Annotated in this window: 16 protein-coding genes and 2 pseudogenes; 4 read left to right on the forward strand and 14 right to left on the reverse strand. The window is 45.3% G+C overall.

Annotated features, from left to right (window positions below; all coding sequences use genetic code 11):
• Positions 1-8: 8 nt before the first annotated feature.
• Positions 9-1,403 carry an NB-ARC domain-containing protein gene (locus QUB08_RS24925; protein WP_333228054.1) on the reverse strand — a complete coding sequence of 465 codons (1,395 nt, stop codon included), beginning with the start codon at positions 1,401-1,403 and terminating at the stop codon, positions 9-11.
• A gap of 216 nt (positions 1,404-1,619) precedes the next feature.
• Here QUB08_RS24925 and QUB08_RS24930 point away from each other — a divergent pair, with 216 nt between their 5' ends.
• Positions 1,620-1,937: a hypothetical protein gene (locus QUB08_RS24930; protein WP_333228056.1), complete on the forward strand. Its 318-nt coding sequence runs from the start codon at positions 1,620-1,622 to the stop codon at positions 1,935-1,937.
• Positions 1,938-2,086: 149 nt separating this feature from the next.
• On the opposite strand, the gene QUB08_RS24935 is transcribed toward QUB08_RS24930, so the two are convergent.
• The 9 genes from QUB08_RS24935 to QUB08_RS24975 form a co-directional block, all read right to left on the reverse strand.
• Complete coding sequence (locus tag QUB08_RS24935; RefSeq protein ID WP_333228058.1) at positions 2,087-2,647, reverse strand: Uma2 family endonuclease; 561 nt, start codon at positions 2,645-2,647, stop codon at positions 2,087-2,089.
• A gap of 180 nt (positions 2,648-2,827) precedes the next feature.
• Positions 2,828-3,889 carry a 3-deoxy-7-phosphoheptulonate synthase gene (aroF, locus tag QUB08_RS24940; RefSeq protein ID WP_333128236.1) on the reverse strand — a complete coding sequence of 354 codons (1,062 nt, stop codon included), beginning with the start codon at positions 3,887-3,889 and terminating at the stop codon, positions 2,828-2,830.
• Between the two features lie 352 nt (positions 3,890-4,241).
• Positions 4,242-4,715 (reverse strand): PAM68 family protein, encoded by a 474-nt coding sequence (locus QUB08_RS24945; RefSeq protein ID WP_333228060.1) that lies wholly within the window; start codon positions 4,713-4,715, stop codon positions 4,242-4,244.
• Positions 4,716-4,810: 95 nt separating this feature from the next.
• Positions 4,811-5,080: a 30S ribosomal protein S15 gene (gene rpsO, locus QUB08_RS24950; RefSeq protein ID WP_006633863.1), complete on the reverse strand. Its 270-nt coding sequence runs from the start codon at positions 5,078-5,080 to the stop codon at positions 4,811-4,813.
• Between the two features lie 235 nt (positions 5,081-5,315).
• Positions 5,316-5,939: a Holliday junction branch migration protein RuvA gene (ruvA, locus tag QUB08_RS24955; RefSeq protein ID WP_015174486.1), complete on the reverse strand. Its 624-nt coding sequence runs from the start codon at positions 5,937-5,939 to the stop codon at positions 5,316-5,318.
• Positions 5,940-5,957: 18 nt separating this feature from the next.
• Positions 5,958-6,083: a hypothetical protein gene (locus QUB08_RS24960; protein ID WP_333228062.1), complete on the reverse strand. Its 126-nt coding sequence runs from the start codon at positions 6,081-6,083 to the stop codon at positions 5,958-5,960.
• Positions 6,080-6,319: a hypothetical protein gene (locus QUB08_RS24965; RefSeq protein ID WP_333228064.1), complete on the reverse strand. Its 240-nt coding sequence runs from the start codon at positions 6,317-6,319 to the stop codon at positions 6,080-6,082. Before QUB08_RS24965 ends, QUB08_RS24960 begins: the two co-directional genes overlap by 4 nt.
• The gene (locus QUB08_RS24970) at positions 6,309-6,563 is read right to left on the reverse strand and encodes a type II toxin-antitoxin system RelN family antitoxin (protein ID WP_333156682.1); all 255 of its coding nucleotides are present in this window, start codon (positions 6,561-6,563) and stop codon (positions 6,309-6,311) included. Before QUB08_RS24970 ends, QUB08_RS24965 begins: the two co-directional genes overlap by 11 nt.
• A gap of 72 nt (positions 6,564-6,635) precedes the next feature.
• Positions 6,636-9,272 (reverse strand): AAA-like domain-containing protein, encoded by a 2,637-nt coding sequence (locus tag QUB08_RS24975; RefSeq protein ID WP_333228066.1) that lies wholly within the window; start codon positions 9,270-9,272, stop codon positions 6,636-6,638.
• A gap of 970 nt (positions 9,273-10,242) precedes the next feature.
• Here QUB08_RS24975 and QUB08_RS24980 point away from each other — a divergent pair.
• The 3 genes from QUB08_RS24980 to QUB08_RS24990 all read left to right on the forward strand — a co-directional run bounded on the left by QUB08_RS24980 (position 10,243) and on the right by QUB08_RS24990 (position 12,252).
• A complete protein-coding gene (locus QUB08_RS24980; RefSeq protein ID WP_333156684.1) occupies positions 10,243-10,452 on the forward strand; it encodes a hypothetical protein in 210 nt (69 codons plus the stop codon).
• Between the two features lie 278 nt (positions 10,453-10,730).
• A complete protein-coding gene (locus QUB08_RS24985) occupies positions 10,731-11,303 on the forward strand; it encodes a hypothetical protein (RefSeq protein WP_333156685.1) in 573 nt (190 codons plus the stop codon).
• Between the two features lie 232 nt (positions 11,304-11,535).
• Positions 11,536-12,252, forward strand: coding sequence for a GUN4 N-terminal ARM-like repeat domain-containing protein (locus QUB08_RS24990; protein ID WP_333228068.1), 717 nt, complete (start codon positions 11,536-11,538; stop codon positions 12,250-12,252).
• Positions 12,253-12,421: 169 nt separating this feature from the next.
• On the opposite strand, the gene QUB08_RS24995 is transcribed toward QUB08_RS24990, so the two are convergent.
• The 4 genes and pseudogenes from QUB08_RS24995 to QUB08_RS25010 all read right to left on the reverse strand — a co-directional run bounded on the left by QUB08_RS24995 (position 12,422) and on the right by QUB08_RS25010 (position 15,125).
• On the reverse strand, positions 12,422-12,868 hold the full coding sequence (locus tag QUB08_RS24995; protein ID WP_333228074.1) for an ISAzo13-like element transposase-related protein: 447 nt from the start codon (positions 12,866-12,868) through the stop codon (positions 12,422-12,424).
• 239 nt (positions 12,869-13,107) lie between these two features.
• On the reverse strand, positions 13,108-13,329 hold the full coding sequence (locus QUB08_RS25000; RefSeq protein WP_333228070.1) for a hypothetical protein: 222 nt from the start codon (positions 13,327-13,329) through the stop codon (positions 13,108-13,110).
• Positions 13,330-13,409: 80 nt separating this feature from the next.
• Positions 13,410-13,773: pseudogene (locus tag QUB08_RS25005) on the reverse strand (IS1 family transposase); the annotation flags it as partial.
• Positions 13,774-13,803: 30 nt separating this feature from the next.
• Positions 13,804-15,125: pseudogene (locus QUB08_RS25010) on the reverse strand (IS4 family transposase).
• Between the last annotated feature and the right edge of the window lie 536 nt (positions 15,126-15,661).

The following is a 15,661-nucleotide window of genomic DNA, read 5'->3' on the forward strand; positions in this document are numbered from 1 at the left end:
ATTCTCCACTACCTCGCTGTCAAATTTTTCAAATGCTCTAATGCTACACTGCGAATTAAATTGTGCTGCCGCAAGTGTACCCCATGGTCAATTAATTCTTCTTCTACCAAAAAGCGATCGCGCAACGCATCCAACGCTAACTCTTGCTTCTCCTCATCACAATCCCAATCTTCCAAATGACTCAGCCAAAACTCTTCCGGTACTGCACAGCGATACACAGAAGCTTCGCAAAGCAATCGATAGGCATTCAAAATATCTTTTTGCAATCTCTCAAATGTCTTTTCCAGCCGGAATCGCACATTTTTTCGCAGTTCGCGAGTATATCGATCGAGTCGCCATTCGTCATCTGCTGATGCGGTTATTCCTTTAGTCTTAGCTTCCTCAATTGCCTTCTCCACTTCTTCAATTTCATGCCCGTATTTATTCCAATAACCCGGCACCTTACCATAAAAAGGCTTACTGCCAATTTCCCCAGCAATCACCCGCAAAGCCAATGGATGCCCCTCATAAGCAGCCCCGATTCGTTCTAAATAAGGTTTGTTTGGTGAATCTATTTCAACCTCTAGTCCCGTTTTCTCGAACAAGTCTAACTGTTCTGATGCTGTCAGTCCCCTCAAGTCTTGGCGATACCAAAAATTTTTATAACGAGCCGGAATTTGCTCTGGCAAATCCTGCGATGTTACGATCAGCCGACTTTGGCAAGATTCAACTGCCAAAAAAAATTCAAAAAATTTTGCCCACAACTCATCCTGAAAACCATTCCAGCCTGTTTCTTCATTTCCTTTTAAAATCAGTTCCAGAGAATCTATCACCACCAAATACCGATTTTCTCGCAATCGCTTGACCAATCGATTCAGCAACCGCTGTGTATCTTTGCGGTCATCTGGCGTAATGCGTTCTCCCCACTTTTCCAACCATCGAATCACCACACTAGCAAAATCAGAAGCTTGCTGCAGGTTTTCAAAATTCTCCTGATGAAACTTACGACCGTCGTCTTGTAACTCCACCGCCAATCTTTCAGCTAAAGCCGTTTTACCAATTCCCGCGATCCCCAGAAGAATTAACAGGCGACACGAACCCTGAACCTTCTGGGCGAGTTGACTAATCAGGTCTTTTCGACCAACCCAAGCATCGTCACAAGCAAAAAACTCAGCTCTCGAATCTGTCTGAGACAAGGGACTATCATCAACAATGTCTTCCCAGTTCTCCAATTCTACAGCCTTGCAAATCTTGACAAAAACCTCATGCTGAATAGGTTTCCGCTGCCAAAACCGCTTTAAAGTTGCGACTGAAGTTTGGGCATCTCCGCACCAGCTAGAAGCTTGTTTTTCCAAGCCTTTCTTTCGCCTTGCCCGATCGACTATTTCCAACCCAGATTCCGATGCTCTCAGACTAGCTGCCATGCTGATTTTTTAACCTTCAGTAACCATATTTAACTTATAACATCTGCCAATTTGTCGCGCGGCTCAATTTTGGCTCACTTTTGGATACAGCGCCAGAGGTGCGTTGAAATAGAGCCGTCAATTCTTTGCTGTTCAAGGAATATAGAGATGGGAAGCAAGTTAGCCGATAGCTCATTTCCCAGTTAAAACAATCATTTCTTCATCATGAGTAAGACTATGCAAGCACAAAATTTCGTTCAACTGGAACTACCAGGCGTTTTACCTAAAAAAAATGACACCCTCAAACAAATAGAAGAAGCAATGCAAGGAATACTAGACCTAACATGGAAAACAGTGCTGCTTCAGATATCACCACGCAGCACTAAGGAACTGATGCGACAGCACGGAAAACTGATTGCTATCCATGATGGCGAAGCCCGCATTAAAGTTTCCTCAACACCACTTTTGCTAATGGCAATTCAAAAACTTCCCGATGTTGAATCAGCCTTCAGAAAAGCTTTTGACACAACAGTCAAAATCCGTCTCGAAGTGTAAGTTATCTCGTTTCCGGTGACAGCGTATTATTCAATGCTTTGCTCGCGTGCGGTGCATGACAGTCAATAGTCCCACCGCCGCGAGTTGAAATTTTCCCCCTGTCACGCACCCTACCCCTGATATCTTGCACAGAGTACGATCGCCCTCAATCAATCAATCAATTCGGCTTCTTCAAAAATCTGTCTAGTAGTCAACTCCAAACCAGGCAGCAACTCATCCACAATCGGTGTATTATCCGTATAAACTTGACTCGAACCATCGGGGAAAAAGCTTTTTATTAAAATAGCTTCTGGATCAATCACCCAAACTCGCGGAACTCCCGCCGCCAAATAATCTTTCGCCTTCTCTTCAAATTCTTTCATACTTTGATCGGGAGAAATAATCTCAATCACCAGTTCCGGAATTGCGGGACAAGCTTCATTTCGCCGCCAACTTTTCGGCAGACGTTCATAAGAAATGTAGGTTAAATCGGGAACAGGTGCCCAATCTTTATCTTGACGTTTTAACAAAATTGCCCATTCTGGAAGGACTCGCCCCTTCCCTCTACACCATGCACGAATCAGGAGACACAAAGAACCCTGTAAACTGGAATGAAAAAATTTTGGAGACACTTTAGGAACTGCTTCACCATCTACAAACTCATAATATACATCTCCGTCAGGCAAAGCTAGAAATTCTGCTAAAGTGAGTTTGGTTCCGATGCCTACCATGACTCCCAGCCCTCTCGCTAATTAATTAAAATATCAATTATACAAAATTTCCCAACATTCCTAGAAGTACGATCGCCCCTGGGCCTCTATTCCAAAAACCGAATAACAAAATCCCCGACTTCTTTAAGAAGTCGGGGATTTAACCGCGATCGCATTTTAGGTTAGGCCTTTCGCCTGTTTCTATGCCAAAACTGGCACGGGCTGCGGCCAGCGTTTCATGACTTTACCAATGACTGCCAATTCTTCCATCAACTGGTCAAACTGATCCGGTGTTAAAGATTGCGGCCCGTCAGACAAAGCTTTTTTCGGATTCGGGTGCACTTCTATCATCAGCGAATCAGTACCAGAGGCGATCGAAGCAAACGCCATTGACGGTACAAACTGCGCCCAACCGGTGCCGTGACTCGGGTCAACCATAATCGGTAAGTGAGTCAGAGTCCGCAATACTGGCACCGCCGACAAATCTAGCGTATTGCGTGTATATTGCCTGTCATACCCGCGAATTCCGCGCTCGCACAAAATCACGTTGGGATTGCCCGAAGCCATGATATACTCAGCAGCCATCAACCATTCTTCAATGGTGGCGGAGATGCCGCGCTTCAGCAAAATTGGTTTGTCTTGAGCTCCGACTTTCTTCAACAGTGAGAAATTCTGCATATTTCTCGCCCCGACTTGGATCACATCGGCTACTTCTACGATCGCACTTAAGTCCGCCGCATCCATAACTTCGGTGATAATTCCCAAACCGCTAGCTTCCCGCGCCGCAGCTAGCAATCCCAAAGCACTCTCGCCGTGGCCTTGGAAAGCGTAGGGGGAAGTTCTCGGTTTGTATGCGCCACCACGGAGAAAATGAGCTCCAGCAGCTTTGACGCGCATTGCCGTTTCGACAATCATTTCTTCGTTTTCGACCGAGCAAGGGCCTGCTACGATCGCGATCGGGTGATGCAAGCCGATCATGACAGTTCCTAAAGGAGTAGCAACCGCTACTTCGCTGGGTTCTCCTTGGCGGTACTCCAGAGAAGCGCGTTTGTAGGGTTTTTCCACGCGCAGCACTTCCTCAATCCAGGTGCTCATTTCGCGCAGTTGCATCGGTTCGAGCTCGGCGGTTTCGCCTACCAAACCCATAACAACTTTGTAACGGCCGACGATTTTTTCTGGGATCAAACCCCAGGTAGTGCGGAGGTCTTCGTCTAGTCGATCGATCTCGGCTTCTGGAGTGCCGGCTTTCATTACAATAATCATATTTTTTTTGCCTTTTTAGTTGGGCTAGACACGAATTATGACACGGATGCACTGAGAAAAATAGATGCAATGGCGATCGAATGATATCAGGACACGGCAGTAGCCATTGGTGTCAACTTAAGCTTTTAGTCCGCCAAGTTCTCTCGCTCACCCGCCAAGTCCGCCAGGGGTTAAAACCCCTGTCTCAAAGCTAAAGTCCTCTGAAGAGGACTGAGAAGAAAACTTTTTAAATTCATTAGTCCTATGCAAGAGGACTTTCGCTTTGAGACAGGGAATTCATTCCCTGTCGGACTATCGGACTATCGGTTTAATGTTAAGTTGTCACTAATGACTAATGACTAATAACTAATGACTAACTTTTTGGCTTCGCGGCGCGCCACGCTTCTCGCATCCGTCCAAAATTGGTATTAAATTCTTCCCACCCCAGAGTGCTTCCTGAAATTTCTTCATCCCAGGAAGCCGAGAGGACTCCGTAGCTTAATCCCAGAACGCCTAGACCAAAACAGCCCATGCTTACCAGCAAAACTGCTGTGTTGGGCAAATCAAACAAGCCCTTGCTGACTACCAAATAGCTTACAAAAAATGTGGAAATTCCCAATAGGGTAGGTATGCCACAGAATACCGCTATGCGGGATATCATGCGTTTGCTGACCACTTCTGGGATGGATTGCGCCTGTTTTCCGGTTTTGTTAGCTTTGGGCTGCTTGTCGGCAGAATCCGACTCTAAGGCTACGCTTGCTTCGGGTTCTGGGGGCTTTTTAGGCGTTTTTTTACGATTCGTTGCCGGTTCAAAGGGCAAGCGCTTGCGGGGTGGTTCGGAGGACATATTTTATCTCTAACCTGAAATCTCGAACATTTTTCAATAAGTCTTGGTGTTTGTCCAAGATTAAAGAATATTGTCGCAAATTTTGGCTGTGGTGTTTAGCCGCGAATGCCTAGACGGGCAATCAATGCTTTGTAGCGATCGACATTTTGCTTTTGGATGTATGCCAGCAGGCGCTTGCGGCGGCTGATCATCATCATCAAACCGCGCCGGGAGGCGAAGTCTTTTTGGTTGATTTTCAGGTGGGCGCTGAGTTTTGTGATGCGATCGGTCAGCATGGCGACTTGGACATCTGCTGAACCGGTATCGGTTTCATGGGTTTGGAAGTCGCCCATGATTTCTTGTTTGCGCTGTTGTGTAAGAGCCATGAATTGATTTTAGTTTTTTTTGTACGATTGTCACAATCTCCTATGTTATCACAGGGGAAGCATAACAAAGATAAAATTTTTGCCAAAGATGGGTTTGTTTTTTGAGCAGAATAGACTTGAATTGCAAACATACTTAGGACGGGCGGGACGCCCATCCCACAGGAAAAAAAAATTGTGGGATGGGCGGGACGGCCGTCCTGGGTGTTTATTCCCGGCGGCTGGATGTTGTAGCCTATTATCGGCTCAAATAGGCGATCGCCTCACGTATCCAATCATCGGCATTACCTTTGGCGGACAAAGTGCTGTCTTGACTGAGGGTTTGCAGCGCTTGCAAAACTTCCGCCGCAGTGTATCCCATCGCCAGCAGGATCATCTCGACTTCTTCTTGAATAGCTGGGGGGACTCCGGCGGCGACTGAAGTTGTCAAACCTGCTTGCTGTCGCCATTCGGAGAGTTTGCTTTTGAGTTCCAGGGCGAGACGTTCTGCGGTTTTTGTACCCACGCCCGGAGTTTTGGCGAGGATGCGGGTGTTACCGCCGACGATCGCCTGGACTAAATCTTGTAATCCTAAAGTATCCAGAAGTGCGATCGCCAGTTGAGCACCGACACCGCTGACACTGGTCAACTGCCGAAACAAATCGCGTTCTGCCGCGCTGCCAAAACCGTACAATACGATTTGGTCTTCCTTAACTTGCTGGTGGGTAAAAATTTGGGCGACTTCGCCGGATGCTGGCAATTGACCCGTCACGCGGGGCAAAATTTGGATTTCATAGCCAATTTGATTGACTTCCAGAGTCAATATGACGCGGTTGCTGCCTTTGGCGATATCGGCGACGGTGCCTTTGAGATAGCTAATCATAAAATTAATAATACACCGCTATTCGTTTTCGTCAAACTCGGCGATGATGCTGCGGATTTCGTTGAGACTGATATCTGTTCGATCTGATTTTGAGTAAATAGTTAACAAAAGTACGATCGACGGCGATTCGACTTGATAAATCATGCGATATCCTGCACTTTTTCCTTTTTGGATGTGCTGTTTTTCACCCGGACTTTTAAGATGATATAATCTTCGCCCATTCCGGGAATGCGATCGCCAATAAAATTGCCAGCCTGTATTTGTTCAATTACGGGCTGGAGATCATTGCGGATACTGCGATATCTTTTCGCGAGGGCATACACATTTGCTTCAAAGTCATCCGCAAATCTGATCGTGATTGCTTCGGCTTCATTCGGCATCGATTCTCTCCCACAGTTCAGAGATTGGTCGGGTTTGTCCGGCTTTGGCTTGCTGCAACGCTCTTCTGAGACTGGCTTTTACTTCTTCAACTGGAGTATCGTCGGGGTCGTCTTCATCTTCATCTGTAGGTTCGGGAAGAAGAACGATGATTCGCACGCGGCCGGGAGTTTCTGCGGTTAAAGGTCGATCGAGAATTAATTGACCTTTTTCGTCGATCGTTCCTGTGACTTCAAAGGCTTTCATTGGTTTCTCCTGGATTTTTTTAAATTAATACTATTATATAACCCTGTTCTAGTTCGAGCAATTTTGTTATTCTCAAGTCAAAATAAGATGCTGCTTAACCAAAGACAAATCCGTCTTACCAAAATTCACAACCAAAGCCACATTGAAATTTTCCAACGATTTGACAAACCACATAATTTCATTAGAAGCTTTACCTTCATAGTGATTAAACAAAATAGAAAATCGCTTTTCTAAATCTGGTTTTACTTTGCTCGAAAGCAGTACAAGTTTCAGCAGTAAACCCATTGTCCTGCTGGCGCCGAGGTTGTACACCAAGTCGTAAAAAACGTAGTGGCTGGGATGTTGAGAATTTTCCACTACTAAGAAGTTGAACAACTGGTGGCAAGTCCGAACTAACAATGAATTATTGAATTTCACCGTATCATGTTCTCGCAATGTATTTTTGATTTGTTTGTACAAACGGTCATTAAATTGACGCCCGCCGTATTCTGGTTCGATAGACGCTATTAAATATTCATATAAATCCACTTTAAATGAGCCGTAAGATGGAGTTTGTCTGGAATCTCTCAGGAAAAATTGAGCCGCTTCTTTGTAACTGCGATCGCCTGCTACTTTTCCAGCAAATTCCCTGACCGCTAAGTGCAGTTCTGCATCGTTCAAAAGTGTGGGATTAGGGGCTCGCTGCACAATTCCTATTTCTGTCTGTCTCGGCTCAACCAAATAATTTAAATATTGAGACAAATGTGTTTCAAATTGTCGTTGTCTTTGAAATGCCAGTTTTTGAAGGGTTTGTTGGTCTTCCTCCATACTGCCCTTGCTCAGTAGAGAATAGCCGTACAAATAAGGATACCGACAGATCAATTCGCCCAAAGGAGAATCTGTATCTTGTGTCTGCGGTTCCGCCTCTCTATCTAGGGCTTTTACTAAGCGCTCTAGGGTCTGGAATTCGTCACTTTTAGTAAAGAAAGCTATTTGTTCTTGCAAGCGCTTGACTATGTAAAATTCCGTCCCGAATCGGGGAGAAGTCTGCTTAAATAAAGCTACCAACTTGGCGATCGCGAACTGATTTTGTGATTGCAATTGCCAGCGGTTGATCGGGATGTAGCAGCAGCGGTGGAGGAGATATTTAAAGTCCTGATCCAATCGCTTGACGGAGACTATACTGTACAAAGTTGCTTCAATCTCTCGATGGGGATAGCCCATGCCGTCGATAAATAGCTTTCGGAACCGCTCGATCACCTGTGCGGGGGATTCTGTTTCCACGCAGGAGACGATGTGATCGTACAATCTCTGTTCGTTGCTGCCAGTTGGAACACTATCTGAGGGCGGGGTGAGGATGCGGCTGTCTGCATCTGTGTCTACGCTGCTGTCTGCAACTTGTGCGACAACCACTGTCGGTTTTTCCTCAAAAGTTCGATCGGGATTCAAGAACCAATAGTGTTCTTGGCTTAATTGTTTGTCCTCCGCCCAATCCAAAGCTGACTGCAAACTTTCCCCTGTCAATAACAGCGATTCATCTTCGCGGTCTGAAGCCAGCCATTCTGCTAGCGCCAAGCAGTACGGAGCCAATTTTCCCAGCTCTTTTTCTACCCAGAATCGATTAAAGACTGACTGATAAATTAGGTTGGAAACTATTAATTTACCGTGAGATTTAACAACCAGTCCTGACAGTTGCAATTCGATTTTTTCGCGAGAGTAATCTGCTGGTACTCCCTGCGATTCCCCCGGTTTTGTTGGCTGGGGCGGTTGCAAAACTTGCTGGTACAGCGTTAACAGCCGTGTGAGGTCGCAGTGGCTATGGAAAATGCGATCGTGTATTGGTGTCAAATGTTGGGGTTCGTCTTCTTCTTCCCAATTTTTAATAATTCTGTGTTTGACCAGTTTTTCAACCTGCTGAGCTTCGGAATTTCGGCCAATGAAATGCCCGTATTCAAGTACCAAGTGGCAAACTTTTTGAGTTAGAAACGGTTGGCCGCCCGTCCACGCTAATATTTCTTGGAGCACTTTTTGGGGGCGAAAAGCTTTCAGGGCTAATCCTTTTGCTAGCGGCAAACTTTCTTGCAGTTGGAATCGACTTAAATGAATCTGCCGTCCAATATTAAAAGGGTTGCATCTTGGATCTCGGATCAATTCTGAGGGGGCTGCTACTCCCATAACAGCAAAAGTCAGGCGATCGTATTCCGGTTGCTCTGCCCGCTTGGAGTAACAAGCCCGGATCAAAGCAAAAAAATCGCTGGTATTGAAATTTAGGCTGCTGATGCTGTCAATGTCATCTAGGAAAATTACCAGATTTTGCTGAAGTGACTTGAGCAAAACTTTTTCGATAAATATCTCCAAGCGCTGCACCGGCGATAGCAGTTCGCGATCGTTCCACCACTTGATGGCATCAAACCTGTTTGTGATGTGTAAACTGCTTGCCATGCGGTACATGATTGCGCCATACCACTTCTGGGGGGAGATATCTCGGCTACTGATGCTTCTCAAGTTGATGGCGGCAAAAACTGTACCTTCGGCTTGCAACCTTTTGGCCGTTTGCACTAGCAGGCTGGACTTTCCCATTTGTGGCGCACTCAACACGTAACAGAAGTCTCCGGCTTTGAGTCCTGCGTAGAGTTCGCTGTCAGCCGATCGCCTGACATAGGTGGGCGCACCGGCAGGCAAATATCCTCCGACTTGATATTGGTACGTTGAGTGGACTTCTGTTGTCATCTGGGAATTCATCAAGATTTTACGCCCCTCTGCTGTGCGATCGAAAGGTTCCAAATTGGAGTTATTGCCCGCTTACTATGGTGGGAAATTTTTGTTCCTCTTTCTCTATTGTCTACTAGCTCAGCTTTCTCCTTGTCAATCTTTACCGTATCTTTGCAAGCGTTCGCCCCAAATCCTACGATCGGCCCAATTGTACCCCGCCACTTGATTTTTTACACTCGTTCACATAATTAAATGAATTTTCACTCGATCGGATTTAGAACGCTAAAACGCCCATTTTTTCACATTTTTTTACAATAATACTTTAAATTTCACCCGGTGGTATGATGTGGGCAGGGAAACTCCTAACCACAGAACGCCGTCAACCTTCTGCCTTCTGATCCGCCTCCCGGATGCCGGAGAAAAACGCGCTCGGAATGGCTGCCAATAAAAAACCCCAGCGTTTAGCTGAGGACTGCTTGAGTGGGAGATATCGTTAATCTGCGTTTTTTTAGTTGACTTAGATTGCATGGAATTCCATGCTGCTGACTTTCCCCGGGCTTTCGCGTTCGGGGATTCCTAAGAACAAACTTTTCAGGATGCATCCACAAAAAGTTTAATTCTTAAAGGCTTTGTCAGTACCAGGCTAACCACTCACTCAACTATAAAAGTTAAGTCGGTGGCTAATTGTAGAAGATGCGCCCTGATGGCTTAACTACCCGATGGATTAGCACCCTGATGGCATAACTCCCTGATGGATCGACGCCCTGATGGCTTTCGCTCCACTACCCAAAAAATTCGGGTTGGTGGATGATCGTGGACGTTAGTAACACGTCACTTCCGGCGTTTCCGATCGCAAGCGGGTGTGCCTGTCTGAATTGATTATGGCAGGCAGATTTATCAGAAGACAAGTGGGTTATTGCATCAACCCATTTCTGATATATCGGGTTAGCCAAAAAGTGCCAATCTACGCAAATCAGGGTCATCGAACATGAAAAACAGCATCTTAGTATTAGGGGTAATTGCCTCGGCTGGCTTCGGCTTTTTCCAGGCAGGCAGCGCCAGCGCTTCGGCGCTCGCTCCACAACCTTCATCAGCCAGGAGTTTGACGGCTTGGGAGAGTCGTCCCGACTTTAACTACACTGGAACGAATGAGGATGGGGAGCAAGAAGAGGTAAAAACCGGTAAAGGCAGGAAATAATTGGCGCTCATGTGTGGTTCGCTCTTGTGCGGTTGTGGTTGTGGTTTTAGTTGTGGTGGTGTTTGTTGTCGCAACGGCCTCTAATCGAGGCGGTTAAAACTAGATCCCAATATCAGTCTACCTAATCCCGGAGGGGGTCAGTTTCAGAGAACGGTGAATGGGAAAATAAACAGGTAAGGCGAGTCTGTCGGTGGAGTTTCCCCGCCTATCAACTTCCTTACCTTCTGATGTTCGGGATTTGGATCTGGCACAATCGTATTTCATCTCGTAAAAACCCAATGGAAAATACTCTCGAAACTACCCGCAGACAGCGCGTATTGACAAGAACCCAGGAACGGCGTCAGGCGACACCCAAAGAAAAACAGTTGATTCACCTGCTAGCCAATATGGCTTGCAGTTTGATTAAATACGACTACAAACACGCAGCGGGCAAGGGTACTCTCCCGCCTTCGGAAAGCAAGCGTTTAGCGGAATGGCACTACCTGCGAGTTCAGCAAATTCGCCGGATCGAACGCTCATTGGAGCCCGTAGCGACCCTTAAGCGCGTGTACTACAAGAGCATCCTCAGTCCGAGAGATCTGAAGTCTTTGAAACTTTTGTGGCTGGAGGACGACAAAAACCGTGTCAAACGGGTCGATCCTGACTTGGACGACATCCTCAGCGAAGCTTTGGATCGGGGAGATACTTTAAAACAGCTATTTCACTCGATCGAAGTCAAAGAACGCACCTTTTCTGCAACTCCTAGCCCCGGCGCCGTACCGCTTTGGGTCAAAGAGTGGGAAGACTCGGAATATGACATAAACTTTTTTCCGCCTTCCTTCCCTGCATGGGTTTCGATCGTGGACGACTAGGTTCAAGAAAAACTCTTTGACATGGCATCGATCGTAAATTTCAGATGGTAGACTTATTTGCGATTGCTGTCATTGGCGAAGAGGGTGGGGGAGATCGGCTAAACCAGGCGGCGTTGCGCGCAGGCATCCGAGTACAGAGAAGTGAATCGGAGTCAGTACCATTGTACAATGGGGGAAAACCAGGGCTTCAGCTAATCGCTGATAGCTGATAGCTGATAGCTGATAGTTTCTCATGACTGACTCGATTTCTACTTCTCCTCTAGACTCGGCGGCCGATACAGCCGAACTCCGCTCTCAGTTGAGGTCGGGTTCGGAAAAAGCTCAACTGCAACTGCTACAACAACAAATAGCAGATTCCGGTTGGGATGTATTGATGGAATTTTTATTAGAGCGCAAGTCAGAGGCACCGACTGCGGTAATGGGTAAGGCTTACCAAATTCTTTACACTGCTAATTCTCCGAGAGCGGCGGAGTTTTTGCAAGCGAATTTTCCCACTGGGGTTGTGCCGCTGCGATCGGACTCTAACATTGATTACACTCCGCTGCAACAATTATTGGCGTTACAGGAATTTCAAGAAGCCGATCGCTTGACTTTAGACAAGCTTTGTGAATTGGCCGGTGATACAGCTTCGGTGAGAAAGTGGCTGTATTTTACGCAAGTTGAGAGTTTGCCGATCGCGGATTTGCAAACAATTAATACCCTGTGGAAAGTTCATTCCGAAGGCAAATTTGGCTTTTCGGTGCAGCGGGAAATTTGGCTCGGTTCGGGGAAGAATTGGGATAAGTTGTGGCCGCTAATTGGCTGGAAGAAGGGAAATAATTGGACGCGATACCCCCAAGAGTTTATCTGGGATTTGAGCGCGCCGAGAGGGCATTTGCCGCTGTCAAATCAGTTGCGAGGAGTGCAGCCTTTTGCAGCTTTGATGGCTCATCCTGCCTGGGTGAAGTGAATGGTTTTGGGGCTTTTGGAGAAGGTGGGGCGGGCTGGATGTTCGGCCCGAAATTTGTTACCCACATTCCGCAGATGTGTGTGGAATTTTTTTATCAGTTGTGAAAAGTTGGAGTCAAAAAGTTTTTCCGTTTAACTTAGGAATGAAAATTTAATAACTTTAGCATCTGCTAAATAGTCGGAACTGCACGATAATTCCATTTTGGTAAATATTCATCAAAAATAATTTTCATTGTTTCTTTAAATCCCTTAGCTACTTTTCGACCAGTTTCATAAATTTTATCAATCACATTTACTACCACAGAAAGCCCGGTTTTAGTATGAGTTTTTGCCATGAGTTTTTTCACTAACTCAATAGGAGTAAAAATTACTCCTTGACAGGCTCTGGTTACGTGAGGAAACAAACGATGTTCAATCGGATTATACTTCGATGTATAGGGGGGATAGTGTGCGATTCTAATTTCTATTCCTAGCTCGTCAACTAATTTTTGTAAATCAGATTTAAAGATATGATGATTGGAATTATTACTGCCACCACCGTCGCATTTTATCAAAATTGAATTGGCTTGAGGGTAGATAAATTTTCCGTAATTAACCCACCATAATTGGCTCTTCAGAACTTATGGTGATAACTTTATCTAATCAAAGATAGACTCGTGCATAAGACTAGAAGCTGAAACTCATATAAATGAAGGCTTCTAGCTCCTAATGTTGAAAAAATGAGTCTATAAGTCCGCCAAATCATGAAAAACCCATTAAATTTAGTTATCTGGCTCAAAGTTAAGCCCCAAACTGATAAAATTTAGCTGTTTTGTGGAACTCACCCTTGTATCGGCTCAATAAGTAGGGGAAGGAGTTATTCTAGTTGCCAAGACAAACCCAAGGGATGAAGAGAAGATTTTTCGCGAATAATAGTGGAGAGAGAGGGAATGATTCCAAGTTGAGAAATTCGGTCACGGACATAATCGAAAAAACTGATTCCCAACTGACGAGTAGTGGCAACAAGAGACATAAAAGTATCCCAAGCCTGAGTACCCTCAATCGTCTGAGTTGCATAGCTAATATTACGTCGCTGCACAGCAAGTTCTGGCAGCTAACTCAGCCGGATTATTGTGTAAAGGTAATTCAGGATGCTCTAAAACCCTGAGGGTAGTGCTTTTATGTAAAGGATGGAGAAAATTGAGGCGGTTGAGTCTTCAGCATTGCTAATCGGATTTGGTGATTGTAGTCATGAATAAAATTCCAAATAGCACCAGCCATGATTCTCCAACTTCTTAGAAAACGATAATGTCTTCCTGACTAATCGCGAAATTCGCTGCCTGAGAGTATTATTTAATCGTTCAATGTAACTCGTCAATCCGCTTTCTTTTCCCACAGGCTGATGCCGTGAATGTCGGTAAAACCGCAGCATATGCCTCCCACTGAGCGGTATAAATCTTGGCACTGCAGGCGATCGACACAAGCGTAGGGAATCCCATAATGCAAGAGCCGACTTTAAGGAACGGTCTCCAATCTGACATCCGATCACTTCCCGAGTCTCATTCGTAACAAGTTAAGCTTGTATGGCAGTTGTCAAGGGGGTTTGAGAAGATGTCTCAAAGAAATATCGAGCGTCGCCTCGCTGTCGATCGGGAAAAGGTGCAATAATTAACTTAACATTGGGTTTTCGTTGAGGTTTAACAATACCTAAGTCTCGATTTTCAGGCGCAGCGAAATACTCTATCGGGTCAGTTGCCGGTGCGTTTTTGGCGGGCTACATAAAAATGGTAAAGACCCCGGTAAATCATCTCTAATGAAATCGAATCTATTGGTAAAGAGAGTTGGTCAGCAACGGCATCACCTAAATCGACCAAGATTGCATAAAATATCCAAGTTCCCCAAATTTGAAGCTGAATGCCGTTGAGAGAACCCGTCCACAAATAACTTAATCCCAACAGCATTTTTACGGTATTAAAAGCCTCTTCTATTCTCCAGCGCCTGCGATATAAATCTGCCACGACGTAGGGTGGCAGCATTTGAGGATCTAGTACGCTTGTCAAATAAGAATGCCAGGTTTTACCCGAACGAACTTCTATCAAACGTAAGGTAATAAATGGATTTTTTGCTGTTCCCGAACCCAAGCTTATCAGACTATCTTTCAGGTCGTAACTTTTGGTAAATACTTGCTTTACTTGAATGGCTGCTCCTTTTTTTAAACGAGTAATTAAATCGATATCTCGTTCAATTAATTTCAGCCAAAAGCTAAAATGGTAAAATCCTCTATCCAGTAATAGTAAGGTTTTACTTGGTACTAATTGCAGGATGTTTTCTTCAAGCTTAACATCAGAAGCTCTTGGGTTTTCCAGAAACCAAATATCAACAGGAAGCCTGGTCATTAAATCTATGACTGTTGCCATTTTTCCTGCCAACTGCCCTTTAGGTATATCTTCGAGGCTTTTGAGCTTGCTTGCATAATGCTTCGAGGGTTGAACTATCCACTATCCAAATTCTCGAAAATTTAGTCAAGGCAAATTGAATGCTTTCTGGTAGGGGTCGTTGGTTTCTCTGATGCCAAGCGGTTCTTAAAGTCGGTAATAAATTTTTGAAGACTCCCTCAAATAATGTGGCGGGAAAACTTAAGAATCTTTGAGACATTGCTTGTTGAGTGACTGTCGTAGGTCGGCACCACAAAAAACCTTCTCTTGCCAGCATTCTTGTGAGTTCTGTTACTCCAGCCACCTCTCGCCACAGTAAGGTTAATACTGCTGCTACCATCAACGGTAGGTTAAGGATTCTGGCTCGTAAACCCAGTTGACGGTAGTAATTTTCTTGTGAGGTGATGGTTGGTGTTAGCAATGCCGATAGTTGCGAGGCGATCTCCTCATCTTCCACCATCGGTTTTGTAGTTTTTTTGGCGTGGTCACGGTTGGTTTTCTGACTTTTAGCCATATTTACTGACCTACACAATCGCTCAATTATTTGTCAATTATATCCTTCGATCTCCCCAACGCTCGCCATCGATCTCGCTCGCCGCAACGCTGGCGTGTACTTGCGGTGCAACCCGGGAGCGATCGCCCGCCATTATTATCGATCGCCCGCCATTATTATCGATCGCCCGTCATTGTTATCGATTGCCCGCCATTATTATTGAGCGTCCGCCACAGAATTCGATCGCGGTGCAACGCCAATCAAGCCAACAACTTATTAATAATGATAATCGCGATAGGGTGGGAGAGTCAGCCTGAGGCTGACTCTCCCACCCTTACCCCTTTTTTGATTATCATTATTATTCACTTAAATTTCTACACAAAGAGGTATTGACAAAATCTCCTCCCTTCTAACTTGTTACTAATGCCCGAGTCTTGGCATCCATCGCTAACCAAACCCATTGTTTATTCCCTTTGTTGTCTACTTTCATACCAGAGTTCATC

Source organism: Microcoleus sp. BR0-C5 (assembly GCF_036705045.1).
Lineage (GTDB): Bacteria > Cyanobacteriota > Cyanobacteriia > Cyanobacteriales > Microcoleaceae > Microcoleus.